Genomic DNA, 22,055 nt, shown 5'->3' on the forward strand with positions numbered 1-22,055 from the left:
CCCGCCAGGCGGGGCACGCAACACAGGAAGCGATGTGCACGAGTGAGTGATCACTACCAGGTACTCGGCGTGAGCCGGGATGCCACCGGCGAAGAAATCAAGAAGGCCTACCGCAAGCTTGCCCGCAAGCTGCACCCGGATGTGAATACCGCTCCCGGCGCCGCGGACGAATTCAAGGCTGTTACCCACGCCTACGAGGTTCTCTCGGACCCGCAGAAGCGGCGCGTCTACGACACCACCGGCCAGGAAAACGGCACGGACAACGGTTTCGGAGGCGGCTTCAGCGGCCAGGGATTCGGGTTCCAGGACATCTTCGACACCTTCTTCGGCGGAGGAGCGCCCGGCGGCGGGCGCGGACCGGCCTCGCGTACCCGGCGGGGCCAGGACGCCCTGATCAACGTACGCATCGACCTGAAGGATGCCGTCTTCGGCACCAACAAGAAGATCGACGTCGAGACTGCCGTGCTCTGCCCCACCTGCGAAGGCTCCTGCTGCCAGCCCGGAACCTCGCCGCGCACCTGCGACATCTGCCACGGCAGCGGACAGGTTCAGCGTGCCGTGCGCTCGATCCTGGGCCAGGTCATGACCACCGCACCCTGCGGTTCCTGCCAGGGCTTCGGCACGGTCATTCCGGACCCCTGCCATGAGTGTGCGGGTGAAGGACGCGTCCGCAGCCGCCGCACCCTAACCATCAAGGTTCCCGCCGGTGTCGCCACCGGAACCCGCATCCAGCTCAGCGGCCGGGGTGAAGCCGGCACCGCCGGCGGACCCCAGGGTGATCTGTACGTTGAGATCCGTGTCAACGCTGATCCGGTATTCATGCGCGACGGCGATGACCTCCACGCCACCCTGACGGTGCCCATGACAGCCGCTGCCCTGGGCACGGTCATCACTATGGAAACCTTCGACGGCGAACGCGAGATCAATATCAAGGCCGGGACCCAGTCCGGTGAAGTCACTACCCTCAAGGGGCTCGGCGTGACGCACCTTCGGGGCTACGGCCGCGGCGATCTCCTGGTGCACGTCCAGGTCGAAACCCCGCAAAAGCTGGATTCAGCGCAGGAAGAGCTGCTGCGGCGCCTTGCCGAACTCCGCGGGGAACAGTTTGCCGAGGGCCGGGTGTCCGGAGGCAACAGCGCCGGAGTCTTCGCGAAGCTGCGCGACCGCCTGGGCAACCACTAGGCATCGGCGCCTCACATGACCAATCCGATCTTCTTCGGCGATCCCGAACTTGTGGCAGCGTCCGGACCGGGAAGCGTCTTTGCGCTGACTGGTCCGGAGGCGCGGCATGCGGTTGCAGTCAAGAGACTCTCCCCGGGTGAGGACGTTGACATAGTAGACGGCGCCGGGCGGAGGCTGCGGGGGACAGTACGGTCGGCAGATCCTGCCCTGCTGGAAATCGATGTCCATGAAGCGGAGTCAGAACCCGAGCCGCAGTATGAGTTCACGCTCGTGCAGGCTCTGGCCAAGGGCGACCGGGATGAACAGGCCATCGAAGCCGCAACCGAACTCGGAGTGGATGCAGTCCTTCCGTGGCAGTCTGAACGCAGTATCGTCCGCTGGCGGGCGGAAAAGGCTGCCAAAGGCCAGGCAAAATGGCGTGCCGTAGTCACCTCGGCGGCCAAGCAGTCCCGCAGGTCCCGGATTCCCCGGGTGCTGGACACCGCGGACAGCAAGTCCCTGGCCGCCCGCCTGGCAGGAATGGACCTTGTCCTGGTCCTGCACGAAGAGGCAGACATGCCCCTGTCCCTGGCGCTGGAAACTCCCGGCAGCGGAGATGATTTGCCGGCGGCACGCGTCCGCTCCGTCGCCGTTGTTGTGGGACCGGAAGGGGGCATCAGCCCCGCTGAACTTCAGGAGCTGCGTGCAGCAGGAGCAGTAGCGGTTCGGCTTGGACCGCACGTCCTGCGTTCTTCAAGCGCAGGACCGGCCGCGCTCGTGCTGCTGAACCATTTGCTGGGACGCTGGGAATAGGTCCCGCCCGCCGGTTTAGTAGACCGTAATCCGCTTGGAATCTTCGTTCGATCCCTTGCCGTGGAAGACCCGCAGGTTGTATTCCCCGGGTTCGAGTTCAACAACCACCTCAAACATTGCCGTCTCACCGGCTTCCGCGTCGAGCTGGATGTTACCGGACTTCAGGGGCTGGGATTCCGGACGTCCGTTGAGGACCCGGTCCACGCTCCAGGACAGCTGTTCATCGCGCGCCACCGCGGAGCCGCTGACCGTGACGGACGTTTCCGCGCCGTCACCCTCCTGGGGGCTGATAATCCAGATCGGCGCCGGGAGTGTTTTGTCCCGCTCCAGGGCCGGTTCAAGGTCTTCGTGGCCAAAAGCCTGGTAGCCCGCCTTGCCGTCCACCAGCACCACAACGCTGGTGTTGTATCCGGCGGCGGTCAGGCCCGCGTTGGCTGCAGCAGCAGTGGCCGTGTACACCAGCTGCTGCACGGCGCGGTGAGCCATGCCGGCATCCAGCGAAGGCTTGAACGCATCAGAGGTGATATCCACGGTGATGACGTTCTTGCTGGAAATCGAAGCAGTAACCTTTGATGCCGCCGCCCACGGCGTGAAGTAGTCAGCGTCACGGGGAGTAGCTGCCGTCATGGCGTGCACGGCCTCGCCGATCGGGTCACCGGTGTTTTCGGAGGGCAGGAATTCCCGGTAGAGCTGGACGTCAGAACCGTTGAGGCCGAGCCAGTACACCGGCATAACCACCTTGGACGCTGTCTCCTCTGCCGGTGCCGATACCGCCATTGGATGGTCTTCCGTCGCCGAAGCTGCACCGAAAGAACTGGGCATGCTGGTGGTGGGCAGTTCAGCCACCACGCCGCAGGAGCCGAGCAAAAGCGGTGCCGCGGCCGCCGCCAGGAAAAGGCGGGTGCGGCCTGAGCGGCGATTCTGCTGCCTGGTCATGGCTCTCCTGCCTTCCGTTACTGGTGCCTGGTGTCCGGAGACCGCAGACGGTGCGTGGGGGAACCGGCGGGGTGGTTCCCGTCCGGAGCATGCCATCCAGCTTGGCACAGCGGAACAACCCAAAACCGGGACTTGATGGTTCTGTGCCGGGACTGAAACCTGATTGAGACCCAGACGATGCCAAGCCGAGACATACGCTGTAATACACGTCACACAGCCCGTTCCTGCAGAGGCGGCCGCAGTCCGGATATGCGCCTGCAGCGAAGAAGTCCGGCGCACAGACGTGCCGATCCGGTAGAATTAAGTAGGCTGTGCACACTGTTTACCGAAGGCCCCCTAGGGCCAGGCGCAGCCAAATATGAATCCAGTCTTCCAAAAGGGGCGATGAGAGGCCGAGGGGCCGCATATATGACCGAATCTTCAGCAGGAATCGGCACCATCCGCGAGGACCAGCAGACGATCGTCTTTGACTCAACTGAGCATATGGTCCAGTCACTGGGGGCGAACGACGAGGCCCTGAAAATCATCGAGACTTCCTTCCCGGAGGTTAATCTCCATGTCCGGGGCAACGAACTCTCCGTTTCCGGCCCGGCCTCCGAAGTGGAACGCACCGTCCGCCTGATCAATGAAGTCCGTGTTCTTGCCCGGCACCAGACCCGGGTGACGCCTCAGGTCCTTGAGCAGCTGATCACCATGCTGCGCGACCAGAGTGCTGAACGGCCGGCTGAGGTGCTGACGCAGAACATCCTCTCGACCCGCGGGCGCACGATCCGTCCCAAGACCCTGAATCAGAAGAACTACGTTGATGCGATCGACCGCAACACCGTCGTCTTTGGTATTGGGCCGGCCGGCACCGGCAAGACGTACCTGGCCATGGCTAAGGCAGTGCAGGCCCTGCAGCAGAAGGAAGTCAACCGGATTATCCTGACGCGTCCTGCTGTGGAAGCCGGTGAGCGCCTGGGCTTCCTGCCCGGCACGCTCAACGACAAGATCGACCCGTACCTTCGGCCGCTCTACGATGCGCTCCACGACATGATGGATCCGGAATCGATTCCCCGCCTGATGGCTGCCGGGACCATTGAAGTGGCACCGCTGGCATACATGCGCGGACGCACGCTCAATGATGCGTTCATCATCCTGGACGAGGCCCAGAACACGACGCCGGAACAGATGAAGATGTTCCTCACCAGGCTCGGGTTCGGCTCGAAGATGGTGGTGACCGGCGATGTCACGCAGGTCGATCTGCCGGGAAGCACAACGTCAGGGCTGCGGATCGTCCACGAAATCCTTGACGGAATCGAGGATGTGCACTTCTCGGAGCTGACGGCCACAGACGTGGTCCGCCACCGCCTGGTCAGCGACATTGTGACCGCATACAGCGAATGGGATGAAGAACGCCGTTCCCGCACCGGTTCCCGCAGTGCCGGGCAGGAGAAGAAACGATGAGCATCGAAGTCAACAACGAGTCAGCCGTACCGGCGGACGAGGAGGCGCTTGCCCGGCTGGGCCGGTTCCTGCTCGATGCCATGTACGTGCATCCGGAAGCCGAGCTGTCCATCATCCTCGTGGACGAAGACGCCATCGAGAAACTGCATATCGAATGGATGGACCTGCCCGGGCCTACGGACGTCCTGTCCTTCCCGATGGATGAACTGCGTCCCGGATCGCCCGGCAGGCCAACGCCCGCCGGAGTCCTGGGTGACATTGTGCTCTGCCCGCAGGTCGCGGCGCGCCAGGCTGAGGCCGCAGGACACGGGCTCGAAGACGAGCTGCTCCTGCTGACCACCCACGGGGTGCTCCACCTGCTTGGTTATGACCATGCCGAACCGGAGGAAGAAGCCGAGATGTTCGGGCTTCAGCGGCGGCTGCTCTCCGACTACACGGGCAAGGAAGCCCCGAAGGAGACGCGCAGTTGAGCGTAGGCGTCCTAGTGGTCATGGCCATCGCCTTCGTGGTGCTGGCCGGACTCCTTACCGCCGCAGAGGCAGCCTACGGCTACCTTCCGCGACACGAAGCAGAAGCGCTGCTGACCGGCCGCGCCGGCAAGCCGCTGAAGAGGATCCTCCAGCACCCTGTGGCGCACATGCACGCGCTTCGGTTCTGGCGTGTCTGGTTTGAAATGGCGACGGCGGTCTCCGTTGCCATCGCCTTCCAGCTGGTCGTTGAAAACCTCTGGCTAGCAGGCCTCCTGGCAACCGTCACGATGGCGGCGGTGGGCTTCGTCCTGGTAGGAGTCTCTCCGCGGCAGATCGGACGCCGGCACGTCACCGGCGTCGTGGTCCTGACTGCCGGTCTGGTGAGCGTGCTCCGCACCATCCTCGGCCCCATCCCGGGATGGCTGGTGAAGATCGGCTCTGCCGTGGCTCCAGGCACCCAGGGACCGGACGCAGCCTTCTTCACCGAAGAGGAGTTCCGCGAACTGCTGGACCGCGCCTCAGAGGCAGACATGATCGAGAACACTGAGGCGGAGCTGATCCATTCGGTGTTCGAGCTGGGGGACACCAAGGTCCGTTCGGTCATGGTTCCCCGGACAGACATGGTCTGCATCGACTCCGGATCCACACTCCGCCAGGCAATGTCCCTCTTCCTGAGGTCGGGCTATTCACGGGTGCCGGTAATCGAGGACAGTGCCGACCAGATTGTCGGCATTCTCTACCTGAAGGACGTCGCAGCCCAGATGCACGGCAGGTCTCCGGAAGCCGGGACCCAGGCTGTTGACGGCTTCTGCCGGCCCGTGCGCTACGTCCCCGAATCAAAGGCGGTAGGGGAGCTGCTGCAGGAACTGCAGCGCGAGTCCACGCATGTTGCGGTCGTGATTGACGAATACGGCGGCACGGCGGGACTGGTCACCCTTGAAGACCTGATCGAAGAGATCGTCGGCGAGATTGTTGACGAATACGACTCCGAGCGTCCGGAGATCGAAGACCTGGGCGACGGCCGCTACAGAATCAGTTCCAAGGCCGGGATCGATGATCTCGGGGAGCTGTTCGACGTCAGCCTGGAAGACGACGAGGTAGACACCGTGGGCGGCCTGCTGGCCAAGGCGCTGGGCCGTGTGCCCATCGTGGGCAGCGAGGTGGCCGTGGAGTCGATCGTCCTTCACGCCGAAAGGCTGGAGGGGCGGCGTAACCGTGTTTCCCATGTCCTGGCCTGGCGGCAGCCCCAGGACGGCGACGAACAAACTACAGCAGCGGCCCAGCAGGACCGCCCGAAAACAACAGAATTGGTACCCCGAAATGACTGAACCCACGTTCCGTGCCGGATTCGTGTCCCTGGTGGGCCGGCCAAACGCCGGTAAGTCCACACTGACGAATGCCCTGGTTGGCCAAAAAGTGGCCATCACCTCAGCAAAGCCGCAGACCACCCGGCACACCATCCGCGGAATCGTGCACCGGGACGACTCCCAGCTCATCCTTGTGGATACCCCGGGGCTGCACCGTCCGCGCACCCTCCTGGGACAGCGCCTGAATGACCTTGTGGCTGACACCCTGGCCGAGGTGGACGCCATTGGTTTCTGCCTGCCGGCCAACGAAGCGGTTGGTCCGGGCGACCGGTACATTGCAAATCAGCTCGCCGCCGTGAGGGGGAAGCCGATTGTTGCCCTGGTGACCAAGACCGACCTGGTGGACCGGGCAGCCCTGGCAAAGCAGCTTATGTCGGTAACGGCGCTGGGATCCGAAGTCATGGGCGAGGCCGGATGGGCCGACGTCGTTCCGGTTTCGGCCGCAGACGGGTTCCAGGTGGACACCGTTGCGGACGTTCTGGCCTCCCACATGCCTGCCTCACCGCCGCTGTATCCGGACGGTGAACTCACCGACGAGCCCGAGGCGGTTATGGTTGCTGAGCTGGTCCGTGAGGCCGCCCTGGAAGGCGTCCGGGACGAGCTTCCGCACTCCCTTGCCGTGGTTGTCGAGGAAATCATCCCGCGCGAAGGGCGCAGCGAGGAGAACCCGCTGCTGGATGTCCGTGTGAATCTCTATGTTGAGCGCCCCTCGCAGAAAGCGATTATCATAGGGCGGGGCGGTTCCCGCCTGCGCGAAGTGGGAACCAACGCCCGCCGGGGGATCGAGGCACTGCTTGGGACCAGGGTTTACCTGGACCTGCACGTCAAGATTGCCAAGGACTGGCAGCGCGACCCCAAGCAGCTGGTCAAGCTGGGCTTCTAACCGGACGGGAAATCGTCCGCAGCGGGTCCAGAGCATCTTCCCAGACGCAGCCCGTACACTTTGTACATCCAATTTTCGCGAGCCATAATTCACTGATCCATGGGAGGGACCGGCTATGCCATCACGCCGTGCCGCTGCAGGTCCTGGTCCCTCCGGATCCGGATTGCCAAGCCGACGCCGGACTGCCGCAGTTCCGGGCGGCCGCCATCTGGGCAACGGTGCTGCCCGCGGCGGGCACCCCGTACTGGCCGCCCTGGCCCTGGTGCTGTCCCTGACCCTTGTGTCCGGGCTCGTCTTTGCCGGCGTGCAGCTGCTGCGCCTGCAGAGCAACTTCGATACCAAGCCGCTGAACATTGGCCAGAACCAGGACGAGCTTCCGGGGGACACGAACCGGGACGCCATGCAGATCCTGGTGCTTGGCACCGACAACCGCGAAGGCCAGGATTCGAACAACTCCGACGTCATGATGCTCGTGAACATGGCAGCGGACCGGTCCCACGTAACTGTTGTCAGCTTCCCGCGCGACCTCCTTGTGGCGCTTCCGGCCTGCACCGATCCCGAGTCCGGACTGCAGTATGAGGCCATGGACCTGGGCCAGCTGAACGGCGCACTGGGCAACGGAGGCCCCGGATGCACCGTTGCAGCCATCAACCAGCTAACCGGCCTGAGCATTGACCACTTCATGATGGCCGACTTCAACGCGGTCAAGGAACTTTCCAACACCCTTGGCGGTGTTGAAGTCTGCGTGAACCAGCCCGTGGATGACCCGTTGTCAGGGCTGAACATCCCGGCCGGCGTTTCAAGTATCCAGGGCGACCAGGCACTGGCGTTCCTGCGCACCAGGCACGGCTTCGGCAACGGCGGTGACGAAGGCCGTATCAAGGCGCAGCAAAGCTTCCTGGCGTCCATGGTCCGCAAGGTCCAGGGCGAAGGAACACTGAACAACCTGCCCCGCCTGTATTCAATTGCCGACACCGTGACCAAGAACCTCACCGTCGACGACGGACTCACCGACATCCCCACCCTGATCGCCATGGCCGGCAGGCTCAAGGACGTAGACCTGGGCAACGTTGCCTTCGTGACTGTCCCGGTGGTTCCCTACGAACTCGATCCCAACCGCCTCGTCCTTGACGAGACCGCAGCGCAGCCCCTGTTTGATGCACTGGTCGCTGACCAGCCCATCGGGGTTGCCGGGGAAGCCGAAGAACCCGGCACTGAAACCCCCGGCACCGAATCTGCCGCGCCGGAACCCTCAGCGCCTGCGATCGACCCCGCCACCATTCCCGTGACCCTGCTGGACGGGATCGACGGAACCGAAAGCGGCCGCGACGCCGAGCTCGCCGAGTACCTGCTCAGCGAAGGATTCACGCAGGCCCTGGCCGGTGGACTGTCACAGTCAACAACACCCGGTACCCAGATCTTCTTTACTCCCGGGTACGACGAAATGGCCCTTGAAGTAGCTGAGGCCCTGAACATTCCCGCCTCCCAGGTCAGCGCCAGCGCCGTGGTGAGCGGCGTCGTCGTGCAGGTTGGTTCCGACTTCACCAAGGGCAACGTCATGGAGGACACCGGGGACCTCGGCGGGCTGACCGGGCAGACTGCGGCACAGGTTACGTGCCAGTCGGCCTTCGGTTACTAAGCTTTCCGAGCCCCCGGAACCTGCGTGCTAGTCTGGGCAGGTGCGCGCAGAGAACCTCCTCCTTAGCTGCCGCGGCGAGGCCACACGAACAACTGTTTAGGCCGAACCCTCGCTGCGGAGTTTGTGTTGCCCGGCCACCATTTCTGAAGCTCTACAAGAAAAGGCCACCCCAGATACCATGCGAAACGCACAGCAGCCCTCCGGCATGCCGATCCACAAATATGTTCCGTTCCAGGACCAGATCGCCGTTGATCTGGCAGACCGTACCTGGCCCGACAAAGTGATCACCAAGGCCCCCCGCTGGTGCGCAGTCGACCTCCGTGACGGCAACCAGGCGCTGATCGACCCGATGACCCCCGAACGCAAGCACAAGATGTTCGATCTGCTTGTGAACATGGGCTACAAGGAAATCGAGGTCGGCTTCCCCTCAGCCTCCCAGCTGGACTTCGACTTTGTCCGCCAGCTCATTGAAGGCGACCGGATTCCCGACGACGTTACGATCCAGGTGCTCACACAGTCCCGGGAACACCTCATCGAGCGCACCTATGACGCCCTCGAAGGTGCAGACCGCGCGATCGTCCATCTCTACAACTCCACCTCTGTCCTCCAGCGGAAGGTCGTGTTCAACACCGACCAGGACGGCATCGTGGACATTGCCCTGAACGGCGCCCGGCTCTGCAAGAAGTACGAAGAGCAGCTGAGCGGCATCGATGTCACGTATGAATACTCCCCGGAGTCCTACACGGGCACCGAACTCGACTTCGCACTGCGGATTTCCAACGCCGTTGCCGAGGTCCTTGAAGCATCCACGGACCGCCAGATGATCCTGAACCTGCCCGCGACGGTGGAAATGGCGACTCCGAACGTTTACGCGGACTCCATTGAATGGATGCACCGCAACCTTGCCAACCGCGAGGCCATCATCCTGTCGCTGCACCCGCACAACGACCGCGGCACCGGCGTCGCAGCCGCTGAGCTGGGATACCTGGCCGGCGCTGACCGGATCGAAGGATGCCTCTTCGGCAACGGAGAGCGCACCGGAAACGTTGACCTGATCACCCTGGGCATGAACATGTTCAGCCAGGGCATTGACCCTCAGATCGATTTCTCGAACATGGACGAAATCCGCCGCACGGTCGAATACTGCAACCAGCTGCCGGTGCCGGAACGTTCACCCTACGGCGGAGACCTTGTCTTCACGGCCTTCTCCGGCTCCCACCAGGACGCCATCAAGAAGGGCTTCGAGTCCATGGAGAAGGAAGCCGCAGCAGCCGGCAAGTCCGTGGACGAGCTCGAGTGGGGCGTTCCGTACCTGCCCATCGACCCGAAGGACATTGGCCGGAGCTACGAAGCCGTAATCCGGGTGAACTCCCAGTCCGGCAAGGGCGGAGTGGCTTACCTGCTCAAGAACGAGCACAACCTGGACCTGCCCCGCCGTGCACAGATCGAATTCTCCGGCGTCATCCAGCGCCGTACGGACACCGTTGGCGGAGAAGTCACCGGCGCCGAGCTGTGGCGGGTCTTCCAGGACGAGTACCTGCCCACGTCCCCTGATACAGGTGCCGAACCGTGGGGCCACTACGCGCTGACCTCCGTCACAGCCGACACTGCAGAGAACGGTTCATTCCTGCTGACCGCCAGCCTGCGTGCAGGCGGTGTCCAGCAGCGCCGCGTCGCCTCCGGTACAGGTCCTATCGACGCCCTGCTCCAGATCCTGAGCCAGGACGGCGTGGATGTCCGCCTGCTCGACTACTCCGAGCACGCACTCTCCGCCAGCGGCAAGGCAATGGCTGCCGCGTACGTTGAGCTCGCCGTCGGCGAGCGTGTGCTGTGGGGCGTTGGCATTGACTCCAACACCACGCTTTCTGCCTTGAAGGCCGTGGTTTCCGCAGTGAACCGGGCGATCCGCGACGCTTCCGGCGAGTAGCACAGCCGCCGGCCGCCAACCGGTGCAGGGCGCGCCCGGCTGCAGCTGCAGCCGGGCGCGCTGCTGCGTGGGAAAATGGTCCCGTGGCCAATAAATCATTCGCTTCGCGGACGTACCGCGACGAGGGAGTGGTCCTGCGCACCCACAAACTGGGTGAAGCAGACAGGATCGTCATCCTCCTGACGCGCAACCACGGCCAGGTCCGTGCGGTGGCCAAGGGAGTGCGCCGCACCTCAAGCAAGTTCGGTGCCCGGCTGGAGCCCTTTATGGTCGTAGACCTGCAGCTTTCCCACGGCCGCAGCCTGGACATCGTGACCCAGGCCCAGACCAAAGGGGCCTATGGGGCCGGAATCGCGGCAGACTATGCCCGTTATACAGCTGCAGCAGCGGTGGCCGAGACTGCCGAACGGCTTACCGATGCGGACGGTGAATCCGCGAACGCCCATTATCCGCTGGTCATCGGGGCGATGGCGGCGCTAAGCCGGGGCGCACACCCGCCTGAGCTCATACTTGATTCGTATCTCCTTCGGGCGCTGGCCACCGCCGGATGGGCCCCAACGTTCACCGATTGCGCCCGCTGCGGGGCACCGGGGCCGCACTCGGCGTTTTCCGCACCCCTTGGGGGAGCTGTCTGTCCGGTGTGCCGCCCTCCGGGTTCCGCGTCTCCGTCTTCGGAAACGATGGAGCTGCTGGCCGCACTGCTCAGCGGTGACTGGGAACATGCAGATTCCTCCGGTCCACAGCCGCGGCGTGAATCCGCGGGACTGGTGGCCAGCTACCTGCAGTGGCACCTGGAACGCGTCGTAAAGTCCCTTCAACATGTGGAGCGTGTGTAAGTCTTGGTCCCTCCCCGCAATTCTCCGACGCCGCCCTGGCCGCACCCTTCCGGGGCCGTGCCTCCGCCTGTCCCCAGGGAACTGGTCCCAGGGCACGTGGCAATCGTGATGGACGGCAATGGCCGCTGGGCCAACCAGCGCGGCCTGCCGCGCACGGAGGGCCACCGTGCCGGTGAAGCCGCGCTTCTGGATGTGATGGCCGGTGCGGTGGAGATCGGCATTCAGCACGTGTCCGTCTACGCGTTCTCTACTGAAAACTGGAAGCGGTCACCTGAAGAGGTGCGGTTCCTGATGGGCTTTAGCCGGGATGTGCTCCGCCGCCAGCGCGACCAGCTCGATGAATGGGGGGTGCGGATCCGCTGGTCCGGACGCCGCCCCAGGCTCTGGGGTTCCGTGGTGAAGGAACTCGAGGTCGCAGAGGAACAAACCAGGAACAATACGACGTGCACGCTTAACATGTGTGTGAACTACGGCGGCCGCGCCGAAATCACCGACGCCGTCAGCGCGATCGCGGAAGACGTCAAGAACGGGAAACTGCGTCCCGGCAGCATCTCGGAGAAGACGATCCAGCGCTACCTCGATGAGCCGGACCTTCCCGACGTCGACCTTTTCCTGCGGACCTCCGGCGAGCAGCGGCTCTCCAACTTCATGCTCTGGCAGTCTGCCTACGCCGAGATGGTCTTTATGAACACGCTCTGGCCGGACGTTGACCGGCGTACGCTTTGGGAGGCCGTTGAAATCTATGCGCGGCGGGACCGGCGGTACGGGGGAGCGGTGGACCAGGCGGCGGCGGGCTCCTAGCCCGGCCCGGCGCCCAGCAGGTAGGCCCTGGTCCACCGGTCCATTCCCCGGTAAACCAGTCTGCGCACCGGTTTGGCAGAGAGCAGGATGTCGTGCAGGGCGCCGTCAAAGCGGAGGACTGTGACAACCGGCCCCAGCTGCAGGGCACGCTGCACCATAAGACTGACGTCAAGCACGCTGTCCGACGTCATCATCGACTCGTTCCAGGTGGTGCCGATAGTGGAACGGGCAGATGTCATCACCAACACCGGGCAGTCAATTGACAGGCCCTTGGCAACCTGCGCGTGTCCGGCCAGGACAGCGGAGATCCAGCCGGCCCGGATCGGCCAGCTGCCCGGGGGTTTCCACACGGGATCCAGTTCCCACTCGCCGTCGGCCTCGTTGCTCAGCGACCGCCAGTAGTAGTCGAGCTCGGGAATTTTCAGGCGGGCCTTGGGCCTCGTGCGGGCGAGCGGCTCCAGCAGGCCGGCTGCGGCGTTGCGTGCCAGCGAGCTGCCGCGCAGTTCAAGCCACGGACTGTTTAGGATCAGGGTTTCCAGCCTGCCCGGATTCCGGTGTGCCCACAGTGAGGCAACCAGGCCGCCGGTTGAGTGGGCCATTAGGGACATCCGCACCGGAGTCCCGGCGCCGCGGCTGGACCTGATGTCCTCTGTGGCGGCGGCCAGCGCCGCCTCAATGTCGGCGTCGTACTCGGAGAGGTCCGTAATAAAGCCTTCGGACTGTCCCGGGCGCAGGCTGCGGCCGTATTTCCTCAGATCCAGCGCATAAAAGGCCACGCCGCGTTCCGCCCAGAAGGCAGCCAGTTCCGTCTGGAAGAAGTAGTCAGCCCAGCCGTGGATGTAGACCACGGCGTGAACCGGCGCAGGCTCCACCGGTCCGCGCATCCGGGCGATCCGCTCACGCACTTTGGCCGCCAGAGTCGGGGGAGGGGGAGGCTCAGGCGTGTAGGAGACCAGGGTGGCGGCGACCGGGCCTTCATCATCCTCGCCAAGGTCCAGTGTCAAGCAGCGGTATCCGTCCCCCAACCTGTCCGGTTGCCAGTTCTGCGCCATATAACGAAAATACACGAATCGGACGTGCCGTCCGGACCGCGATTTGGTGCAGGACACCCGGGGTGAAAGCATTAAAACATGCGCGTCTACCCCACGTTCTTCCGGGTTGTCTTCTCCGGAATGGACCCCGAAAAAGCCCACAAGATCGGTTATGAAGCCATCCGTGCGATGGCCTTTACCCCGGCTGCCCCGGTACTGCGTGCCCTGACCCGGCCGTCGCCGGAGCTGGCCACGGAAGCACTGGGCCTCACGTTCCCGTCACCTTTTGGCCTTGCCGCGGGTTTCGACAAGGAAGGGGCTGCCGTTGTGGCACTGGCGAACCTGGGGTTCGGACACGTGGAACTGGGAACGGTTACGGCGCAGGCGCAGCCCGGAAACGCCAAGCCCCGCCTGTTCCGGCTGGTCGAAGACCGTGCAGTCATCAACCGGATGGGGTTCAATAACGACGGCGCCGCCGCCGTCGCGCCGCGGGTCCGGAAAGCCGTGGACGGCCTGTACCGCCGCTGGGGCCGGACGCGCCCGATTGTCGGCGTGAACATCGGGAAGACCAAGAAGGTCGGGCTCGAGGATGCGGTGGAGGATTACCTTGCCAGCACGCGGCTCCTCGCCGCCGACGCCGACTACCTCGTGGTAAACGTGAGCTCCCCGAATACCCCGGGTCTGCGCCAGCTGCAGAGCATCGATTCGCTGCGTCCACTGCTGACCGAAGTGGGCCGCACAGCCGACGAGACGGCCGGAAGGCACGTGCCGCTGCTCGTCAAGATTGCGCCGGACCTCACTGATGAAGACATTGACGACGTCGCACGGCTGGCCCTGGACCTGAACCTGGACGGGGTAGTTGCCACCAACACCACCATTCAGCGCGAGGGCCTGGTCACTGACCCAGAGACTGTTATTGCTGCGGGCGTGGGCGGGCTGAGCGGTGCTCCGCTGAAGCAGAGGTCCCTTGAAGTGCTGCGCCGCCTGCGGGCCGCGCTGGGGGAGGGGCCGGTGATCATCTCCGTGGGCGGTGTTGAAACCGGAGACGATGTCCAGGAACGGCTCGACGCCGGCGCGAACCTGGTTCAGGGCTACACGGCCTTCCTGTATGAAGGTCCCTTCTGGGCCGGACGCATCAACCGGCGGGTCCGGCAGCTCCAGCGCCGCCGCGGCTAGTCTGCCGGGACGGCATCCGTCCGCCCAGCGCGGGGGATCCGGCGGTGACGGCGGGCGCCGGACACTATGCAGACACAGAAAAAGGGACCGGTTCAACAGTGAACCGGTCCCTTTTCCTGCTGTATGAGGCTGTTAGGAAACCTTGTCTCCGCGGCGCACCTGGGGCTTGGGCAGGCGGAACCGGCGCAGCTGCAGGGCGCGGGAGATCCCGTACCAGACGTCTCCCTGGTTGGGGGCGCCAAACTTTTCGGTGAGCCGGCGGCGCAGGAGGAAGCGGATGCGGAAGCTGTCGACCACCACCAGGACAATCAGTGCCCAGAAGGCCATCAGGATGAAGCTCTGGATAGTGAGGTTCTGGATGAAGCTGGCCACCACAAAGACGGCGGCGGCAATCATCACGAACTCGCCCACGTTCCAGCGGGCATCCACCACGTCACGGACAAAACGCCGGTTCGGTCCCTTGTCCCGCAGCGGAAGGTAACGCTCGTCGCCCGTATCGAGGGCAGCACGGGTCTTCAGGCGCTCCTCACGCATGGCGGCGCGGCTGGCTTCGCGGGCAGCCTTGCGGTCATTGGGCACCAGGGGACGCTTGCGGGCGGCAACCTGGTCCTTGCGCCTGGGGGTGGGAGCACCCTTGCCGGCGGAGGTGCCTGCCTTCGCTGACTCCGTGGCCTGGGCCGCTGCGTGGTCCACAGTTTCCTGCGCGGTGGGCGCTTCTTTCTTTCGTCCGAACACTCATCAAGGATACCTGACCCGCGCGTGGCCTGCGCGAGCTTACCGGTGGACGCCACATGGCTGCGGCGGCGGTACGGGGGAAGCGGGTGCCTCGAACCCGGCCGGGGTGCGGTTGTAGGGTTTGCCATATGACTTCGACACCCGAATCCTCCAGCAGCCTCCCGGACGAAGCTGCGCTGCGCAACAGCGTGGCCGCTGCCTTTCCCCGGACACTAGAAGACCTCACCAGGCTGGTTGCCATACCCGGCATCGCCTGGGATTCGTTTGACCCAGAGAACCTTGACCGTTCCGCAGACGCCGTGGCGGAGCTGCTCCGCGGCGCCGGACTGGACGACGTCCAGATCCTGCGGGTGGACAACAACGGCAAGCCGGGCGGGCCCGCCGTCGTCGCGCGCCGTCCGGCAGCCCCCGGCAAGCCGACCGTGCTGCTGTACGCCCACCACGACGTCCAGCCCCCGGGAGATCTTTCCCTCTGGGAAACCGAGCCGTTCACTGCGACGGAGCGCAACGGCCGGCTTTACGGGCGCGGCGCGGCCGATGACAAGGCCGGAATCATGGTCCACGTCGGAGCGCTGCGTGCCCTCGACGAAGTCCTCGGCGCGGACTCCGGCGTCGGAATCACTTTCTTCATCGAAGGGGAGGAAGAAGCTGGTTCCCCCACCTTCCGCACGTTCCTGGAGACCCACCGCGACCTGCTGCAGGCCGACGTCATTGTCGTCGCAGACTCCGGCAACTGGAAGGTGGGCACTCCGGCGCTCACCACCAGCCTCCGCGGCCTTGTTGACGGAACCTTCGAGGTGCGCGTACTCGGCCACGCAGTGCACTCGGGCATGTTCGGAGGTCCGGTACTGGACGCACCGACCCTGCTCGCCCGGCTGATCGCCACTTTCCACGACGAACGCGGCAACCTCGCCATCGAAGGCCTGGAAGGGTTTGACGACGCAGAGGTGGATTACCCGGAGGAGGACTTCCGACAGGATTCTTCCGTCCTGGATTCGGTCCGGCTGGCGGGGGAGGGGTCTATCGCCTCAAGGCTCTGGACCAAACCCGCACTGTCCATCATCGGCATCGATGTTCCCTCGGTCGCCATGTCTTCGAACACGATCCAGCCTTCGGCGCGTGCCAAGTTCAGCATGCGCCTTGCGCCTGAACAGGATCCGGAAGCGGCCATGGACGCCATGGCCCGCCACCTGGCAGCCAATGCGCCGTTCGGTGCAGAGGTTGTGTTTACACCGGGGGAGCGGGGCAACGCCTTCGCCACCGACACTGCGGCACCCGCGGCCCAGACCGCACTGTGGGCACTTGAAGCGGCCTGGGGCACCAAACCCGTGGAGATGGGTGTCGGCGGCTCCATTCCCTTCATCGCCGATCTCGTGGAGGTGTTCCCGGCAGCCCAGATCCTGATCACCGGGGTGGAAGATCCTGATTCGCGGGCACACTCGGCCAACGAGTCGCTGCACCTGGATGATTTCCGGAACGCCGTCCTCGCGGAGGCCCTGCTTTTGGCACGCCTGGGAATGCCCGAAACCCCTTAGGCCGTTAGAGCTGTAGGGGTGCGCCGACGTACCATTGAGTGAACTGGCTCCGGTCCCGTTAGCCGACGGCACAAACGGGACCGGGCGCCCGGACGGAAAGAGAGAAGCAATGAGCACTTCCACGAGTGAGAACGCTGGCCTGGTTGGAACCGAAGCAGCCGAAGAACTGCCCACGCACGACGTGATGCTGTCCGAGGTTGCCGCCGGCAAGGTCCGCTCCCTCCTTGAGCAGGAGGGCCGCACTGACCTGCGGCTGCGGGTTGCCGTTCAGCCCGGGGGCTGCTCGGGCCTGATCTACCAGCTTTACTTCGACGAGCGTGTGCTCGACGGCGATGCGGTTCGCGACTTCGACGGCGTTGAGGTCATCGTCGACAAGATGAGCGTGCCGTACCTGGCCGGAGCCTCGATCGATTTCGAAGATACGATTTCAAAGCAGGGTTTCACCATCGACAACCCCAACGCCGGTGGCTCCTGCGCCTGTGGAGACTCCTTCCACTAGGCCCGAAAACACGGCTTTCGAGCCGTAATAGAGGGTATTTTGCCCGGCACGCGGTGCAGTCTGTCACTGGACAGCACCGCGTCCGGGGTAAGCTCTACACGTAGTAGTAAAACTGATCGTGCGCAGCTGGGGGGATTTTTCTGTCCGCTGTGCCGCACTTGCACGTAACAAGAGGAAGGGCCGTCTGTGAGTTCGCAGGACCGAACCAGCAGCCGACGCGCCAGGATCTTAAAGATCTCAGCCGTAACGTCGGCCGGCGCGTTGTTTTTATCGGGTTGTTCATCAGATGTCCAAAAGGGCTGGCTGCCCACGGAACGGGACACCACCAACCACACCGGCCGCATCATGGACCTCTGGGTCAATTCATGGATTGCCGCGCTGGCCGTTGGTATCCTCACCTGGGGCCTGATCCTCTGGTGCATCATTGCCTACCGCCGCAGGAAGAATGAGACCGGCTACCCGCGCCAGCTCAGCTACAACCTGCCGCTGGAAATCTTCTACACGGCGATTCCGCTGTTCATGGTCCTGGTGCTCTTCTTCTTCACCGACCAGGACATCCGCGCCCTCGATGCCCGCGACGATAACCCGGACGTTATTGTGGACGTCCGCGGCAAGCAGTGGGCCTGGGACTTCAACTATGTCAAGGAAGACAAGTACTACAGCGGTGTCCAGGTAAACCTGGACGGCGAGGAAAAGTCCCAGGACGAATTCCCCACGCTGTACCTGCCTGTCAACAAGTCTGTTGAACTGCAGCTGAACTCCCGCGATGTCATCCACTCGTTCTGGGTACCGGCATTCCTGCAGAAGCGCGACATGATTCCGGGCCGCACCAACTACATCACCCTCACCCCGCAGCAGGAGGGCACCTTCGAAGGCAAGTGTGCCGAACTCTGCGGCGAGTACCACTCTGAAATGCTCTTCAACGTGAAGGTCGTCTCCGAGGCCGAGTACGAGGCCTACGTGGCCACGCTGGAAGATGGCCAGCTGGGCGCTGAATACGACCGCAACACCAACCTGAATCCGACGAAGTAAAGGAGGTAGGAGGAAAGCTATGACTACCCTGGAATACACTTCGGAGGAAGCAGGCACCCGGGTCGCCCCGCGCGTCGTGCCGGTCTCCAAGGGACGCATCGTCGTCAATTGGATCACCTCCACTGACCACAAGACCATCGGGTACATGTACCTGATCGCGTCATTCATATTCTTCTGCCTCGGCGGCGTGATGGCCCTGGTCATCCGTGCCGAGCTGTTTGAACCCGGTATGCAGATCCTGCAGACCAAGGAACAGTACAACCAGCTGTTCACCATGCATGGCACCGTCATGCTGCTGATGTTTGCAACCCCGCTGTTCTCCGGCTTCGCCAACGTGATGATGCCGCTGCAGATCGGTGCTCCCGATGTTGCCTTCCCGCGACTGAACGCGCTTGCGTTCTGGTTCTTCCTCTTCGGAAGCATCATTGCCGTGTCCGGGTTCATCACCCCGCAGGGCGCCGCGTCCTTTGGCTGGTTCGCTTACGCACCGTTGTCCAATACAACGTTCTCGCCAGGTGTCGGCGGTGACCTCTGGGTCTTTGGCCTTGCACTTTCGGGCTTCGGTACCATCCTCGGTGCAGTCAACTTCATCACCACGATCATCTGCATGCGTGCCCCGGGCATGACCATGTGGCGTATGCCGATCTTCACCTGGAACACCCTGGTGACCGGTATCCTCATCCTGATGGCGTTCCCGCCGCTGGCTGCCGCACTGTTTGCACTGGGTGCTGACCGCCGCTTCGGGGCTCACATCTTTGATCCGGAAAACGGCGGAGCTGTTCTCTGGCAGCACCTGTTCTGGTTCTTCGGCCACCCCGAGGTGTACATCATCGCCCTGCCGTTCTTCGGCATCGTCTCGGAGATCTTCCCGGTCTTCAGCCGCAAGCCGATCTTCGGCTACAAGGGCCTGGTTTACGCAACGATCGCCATTGCTGCCCTGTCCGTGACCGTGTGGGCACACCACATGTACGTGACCGGCGCCGTCATGCTGCCGTTCTTCGCCTTCATGACCATGCTGATCGCCGTTCCAACAGGCGTGAAGTTCTTCAACTGGATCGGCACCATGTGGCGCGGATCGATCACGTTTGAGACGCCGATGCTCTGGAGCATCGGCTTCCTGATCACCTTCCTCTTCGGTGGCCTGACCGGCATCATCCTCTCCGCTCCGCCGCTGGACTTCCACGTGTCGGACACCTACTTCGTGGTTGCGCACTTCCACTACGTGGTCTTCGGTACCGTCGTCTTCGCGATGTTCGCAGGCTTCTACTTCTGGTGGCCCAAGTGGACCGGCAAGATGCTCAACGAACGCCTCGGCAAGATCCACTTCTGGCTCCTGTTCCTGGGCTTCCACGGCACGTTCATGATCCAGCACTGGCTGGGCGTCATCGGCATGCCGCGCCGCTACGCTGACTACCTCGTGGAAGACAACTTCACCGCGATGAACCAGTTCTCCACGATCGCCTCCTTCGTCCTGGGTGCCTCACTGATTCCGTTCTTCTGGAACGTCTACATCACCTGGCGCCACGGCAAGAAGGTTGAAGTTGATGACCCGTGGGGCTTCGGTGCCTCGCTCGAGTGGGCTACTTCCTGCCCGCCGCCGCGCCACAACTTCACGTCGCTGCCCCGAATCCGTTCGGAGCGTCCGGCCCTGGACCTGCACCACCCGGAACTGCAGCAGACCGTCACCAACGAGTCCGCACCCGGCCAGGTCTACGGTTCGGCTGACCGCAAGGAGAGCGTCAAGTGAAAATCGAGGCAAAGCTCTTCCTCCTGATGGCTCCGTTCTTCGCAGTCGTTGGCGTTGTCTACGGCTACCTCGTGGACTGGATGGAACCGGTTGGCTTCCTTGCACTGTTCCTGACCGCCGGCATGTCCCTGATGATCGGGTACTACCTGATGTTCACGGCTCGCCGCGTGGGCATGCGTCCGGAAGACCGGCTTGATGCTGAAATTCACGAAGGATCCGGCGAACAGGGGTTCTTCAGCCCCTGGAGCTGGTGGCCGCTGGTCCTGGCGACCGCCTGCGCCGGTGGATTCCTCGGCCTCGCAGTGGGCTGGTGGGTGCTGTTCATCAGCGCCGGCCTGGCAGTTGTGGGACTTGTTGGCTGGGTCTACGAATACAGCCGCGGCAACCACGCACACTAGGCTCACGCCCGGTAACTAAGATCAGTTGAACCGAAGGACCCGCAGGAAACTGCGGGTCCTTCGGTTTTTTGTGGTCCGGGGCGGCTCCGGGCCTAGCCGGCCGCCGGCTGTGTTCCCGGTATCCTTGGAGGAGCACCAATTCCCAGGAAGGCCTCCGCACCCAATGCCCGACCGCACAGAGACTCTGTGAGCACCCTGTTGTGATCAAACGCGCGCTGAGGGCCTTCCCTGAGGGCATCGACCCCAAGTCCGGTGTGCCCAAGCACAGGCAGCTGGAGGAAATCCTGCGCAGGTTCGTAGCCCAGCACGCGCCTCCCGGAACGGCAGTACCTTCCGAGCGGGAGCTTGCCGAACACTTCAAAGTGGCCCGCATGACCGTCCGGCAGGCCATCGATGCCCTGGTCGCAGACGAAGTCCTGGAGCGCGTCGTAGGAATCGGGACGTTCGTTGCCCGGCAGAAGATGGACCTCCAGATCAAGCTCACGTCCTACAGCGAGGAGATGCACCGCCGCGGGATGGTGCCCGACGCGCGGGTTCTCACCTTTGAGCAGGTGCCGGCATCCCATCTGGTAGCTCGCGAGCTGCAGATTGACCAGGGACAGCCCGTGATCCGGTTCCGCCGCCAGCTGCTGGCCGACGGGGAACCGATGAGTGTCGACGAGAACTTCATCCCGGCGTGGCACGTACCCGGCATGCTCGAGGAAGAGCCGCCGACGTCGCTCTACCGCGTGCTCAGCGAGCGGTACGGGATGGTGATCGAGTGGGGCGAGGACACCATCGAGGCTACGGCAGCAACAGCTTCCACCGCGCGCCTGCTCAACGTGGACCTCGGAGCGCCGCTGCTGAAGATCCAGCGCCATGCCTATGTTTCCCGGTCCATGGTGGACTACTCGGTCTCTTACTACCGTGCTGACCGCTACAAGCTCTGGGTGCCCCTTCAGCGTCCAGGAATCCGGACACCGCGCACTTACCACCCCGGCCGCCACCAGGCGACCTGAACCAAGAATGGAGGGATCGCCGAATGGAGATCCTGAGGATGTACAAGCAGGACCCGCCCCGGGGAATGCTCTTTAGGGAAGCCGTCTACGAGCCGGAGGACGGTTCGCTGATGGTGACCAAGGGCCGGGTTGGACACGAAGGCACTGTATCCATCCGCGAGAACGTAGACAGCACAGACTCACAGAGACTGCTGAAGGAATTCGCGGAGGCGGGTGCAGGGGAGGGGTTTGCCGAGATCCCCGAAGACCAGCATCACTGGGTGATCGCGCAGTACGCCCTGAAGTCCAAGGACGGAACCGAACGCGACCGGTACCTGGAACACAAGGCCTCGACGGCCATTGGCACGTATTTCGCGTGGCGGGGCCTCGGCTCCGTCGAAGAGTCTGGCTTCAGCCCGTACAAGCTGAACATCCTGTGCCTGGTGCCTGACGTGAAGCTTGCCGTGAAGGGGATTCAGGTAGCCATCCGGGAGAGCCGCCTGGACTTCACCAAACTAAGCATTGGCTCGGCGCCGTTCGCGGACCTGGAGCATCCGGTGCGCCGGTACCCTCTGCCCTCCAGGGTTCCGTTCGAGCTTTAGGCGGAAGGCGTCCAGCCCTTTTACTTCTCCTGAACAACGAAGAA

21 protein-coding genes are annotated in these 22,055 nt (G+C 63.7%); 18 read left to right on the forward strand and 3 right to left on the reverse strand.

Features of this window, described 5'->3' with window-relative positions; translation table 11 throughout:
- The first annotated feature begins 42 nt into the window (after positions 1-42).
- Positions 43-1,182, forward strand: a complete 1,140-nt coding sequence (gene dnaJ, locus AO716_RS11865) for a molecular chaperone DnaJ (RefSeq protein ID WP_055241028.1) — start codon at positions 43-45, stop codon at positions 1,180-1,182.
- Positions 1,183-1,197: 15 nt separating this feature from the next.
- On the forward strand, positions 1,198-1,974 hold the full coding sequence (locus tag AO716_RS11870; RefSeq protein ID WP_055241029.1) for a 16S rRNA (uracil(1498)-N(3))-methyltransferase: 777 nt from the start codon (positions 1,198-1,200) through the stop codon (positions 1,972-1,974).
- A 15-nt stretch (positions 1,975-1,989) separates the two neighbouring features.
- On the opposite strand, the gene AO716_RS11875 is transcribed toward AO716_RS11870, so the two are convergent.
- Complete coding sequence (locus AO716_RS11875) at positions 1,990-2,910, reverse strand: GerMN domain-containing protein (protein WP_055241030.1); 921 nt, start codon at positions 2,908-2,910, stop codon at positions 1,990-1,992.
- Between the two features lie 408 nt (positions 2,911-3,318).
- On the opposite strand from AO716_RS11875, the gene AO716_RS11880 reads away from it, so the two are divergent.
- The 8 genes from AO716_RS11880 (at position 3,319) to AO716_RS11915 (ending at position 12,279) form a co-directional block, all read left to right on the forward strand.
- Positions 3,319-4,356 (forward strand): PhoH family protein, encoded by a 1,038-nt coding sequence (locus tag AO716_RS11880; protein WP_055241031.1) that lies wholly within the window; start codon positions 3,319-3,321, stop codon positions 4,354-4,356.
- Positions 4,353-4,826 carry an rRNA maturation RNase YbeY gene (gene ybeY, locus AO716_RS11885; RefSeq protein ID WP_055241032.1) on the forward strand — a complete coding sequence of 158 codons (474 nt, stop codon included), beginning with the start codon at positions 4,353-4,355 and terminating at the stop codon, positions 4,824-4,826. The genes AO716_RS11880 and ybeY overlap by 4 nt, the downstream gene beginning before the upstream one ends.
- Before the next feature lie 20 nt (positions 4,827-4,846).
- Positions 4,847-6,154, forward strand: a complete 1,308-nt coding sequence (locus AO716_RS11890) for a hemolysin family protein (protein WP_414826585.1) — start codon at positions 4,847-4,849, stop codon at positions 6,152-6,154.
- Positions 6,147-7,076: a GTPase Era gene (gene era / locus AO716_RS11895; protein WP_055241033.1), complete on the forward strand. Its 930-nt coding sequence runs from the start codon at positions 6,147-6,149 to the stop codon at positions 7,074-7,076. Before AO716_RS11890 ends, era begins: the two co-directional genes overlap by 8 nt.
- 163 nt (positions 7,077-7,239) lie before the next feature.
- The gene (locus tag AO716_RS11900; RefSeq protein ID WP_229780106.1) at positions 7,240-8,715 is read left to right on the forward strand and encodes an LCP family protein; all 1,476 of its coding nucleotides are present in this window, start codon (positions 7,240-7,242) and stop codon (positions 8,713-8,715) included.
- Between the two features lie 178 nt (positions 8,716-8,893).
- On the forward strand, positions 8,894-10,642 hold the full coding sequence (gene leuA / locus AO716_RS11905) for a 2-isopropylmalate synthase (protein ID WP_055241034.1): 1,749 nt from the start codon (positions 8,894-8,896) through the stop codon (positions 10,640-10,642).
- An 83-nt stretch (positions 10,643-10,725) separates the two neighbouring features.
- A complete protein-coding gene (gene recO, locus AO716_RS11910) occupies positions 10,726-11,478 on the forward strand; it encodes a DNA repair protein RecO (protein ID WP_055241035.1) in 753 nt (250 codons plus the stop codon).
- A gap of 3 nt (positions 11,479-11,481) precedes the next feature.
- Positions 11,482-12,279, forward strand: a complete 798-nt coding sequence (locus tag AO716_RS11915) for an isoprenyl transferase (RefSeq protein WP_055241036.1) — start codon at positions 11,482-11,484, stop codon at positions 12,277-12,279.
- Here AO716_RS11915 and AO716_RS11920 read toward each other — a convergent pair.
- A complete protein-coding gene (locus AO716_RS11920; RefSeq protein ID WP_235472076.1) occupies positions 12,276-13,283 on the reverse strand; it encodes an alpha/beta hydrolase in 1,008 nt (335 codons plus the stop codon). The genes AO716_RS11915 and AO716_RS11920 overlap by 4 nt on opposite strands.
- Positions 13,284-13,409: 126 nt before the next feature.
- Between AO716_RS11920 and AO716_RS11925 the strand changes: the two genes are divergently transcribed.
- The gene (locus AO716_RS11925; RefSeq protein ID WP_055241038.1) at positions 13,410-14,486 is read left to right on the forward strand and encodes a quinone-dependent dihydroorotate dehydrogenase; all 1,077 of its coding nucleotides are present in this window, start codon (positions 13,410-13,412) and stop codon (positions 14,484-14,486) included.
- 132 nt (positions 14,487-14,618) lie between these two features.
- Here AO716_RS11925 and AO716_RS11930 read toward each other — a convergent pair whose 3' ends face one another.
- Entirely contained in the window at positions 14,619-15,221 is a 603-nt protein-coding gene (locus AO716_RS11930; protein WP_055241039.1) for a DUF3043 domain-containing protein, read from the reverse strand.
- Between the two features lie 128 nt (positions 15,222-15,349).
- Here AO716_RS11930 and AO716_RS11935 point away from each other — a divergent pair, with 128 nt between their 5' ends.
- From AO716_RS11935 to AO716_RS11965, 7 genes are all read left to right on the forward strand, one after another.
- Positions 15,350-16,756, forward strand: a complete 1,407-nt coding sequence (locus tag AO716_RS11935; protein WP_055241040.1) for a dipeptidase — start codon at positions 15,350-15,352, stop codon at positions 16,754-16,756.
- 109 nt (positions 16,757-16,865) lie between these two features.
- Complete coding sequence (locus AO716_RS11940; protein WP_055241041.1) at positions 16,866-17,255, forward strand: HesB/IscA family protein; 390 nt, start codon at positions 16,866-16,868, stop codon at positions 17,253-17,255.
- A 186-nt stretch (positions 17,256-17,441) separates the two neighbouring features.
- Positions 17,442-18,287, forward strand: a complete 846-nt coding sequence (coxB, locus tag AO716_RS11945; RefSeq protein WP_055241042.1) for a cytochrome c oxidase subunit II — start codon at positions 17,442-17,444, stop codon at positions 18,285-18,287.
- Positions 18,288-18,306: 19 nt separating this feature from the next.
- The gene (gene ctaD, locus AO716_RS11950) at positions 18,307-20,034 is read left to right on the forward strand and encodes a cytochrome c oxidase subunit I (protein WP_055241043.1); all 1,728 of its coding nucleotides are present in this window, start codon (positions 18,307-18,309) and stop codon (positions 20,032-20,034) included.
- Positions 20,031-20,432 carry a cytochrome c oxidase subunit 4 gene (locus AO716_RS11955; RefSeq protein ID WP_055241044.1) on the forward strand — a complete coding sequence of 134 codons (402 nt, stop codon included), beginning with the start codon at positions 20,031-20,033 and terminating at the stop codon, positions 20,430-20,432. The genes ctaD and AO716_RS11955 overlap by 4 nt, the downstream gene beginning before the upstream one ends.
- A gap of 203 nt (positions 20,433-20,635) precedes the next feature.
- Positions 20,636-21,430, forward strand: a complete 795-nt coding sequence (locus AO716_RS11960) for a GntR family transcriptional regulator (RefSeq protein WP_235472112.1) — start codon at positions 20,636-20,638, stop codon at positions 21,428-21,430.
- Positions 21,431-21,453: 23 nt separating this feature from the next.
- A complete protein-coding gene (locus AO716_RS11965; protein ID WP_055241045.1) occupies positions 21,454-22,011 on the forward strand; it encodes a hypothetical protein in 558 nt (185 codons plus the stop codon).
- Positions 22,012-22,055: the final 44 nt, after the last annotated feature.

The sequence above is a fragment of the Arthrobacter sp. Edens01 genome (genome assembly GCF_001307035.1).
Taxonomy (GTDB): domain Bacteria; phylum Actinomycetota; class Actinomycetes; order Actinomycetales; family Micrococcaceae; genus Arthrobacter_B.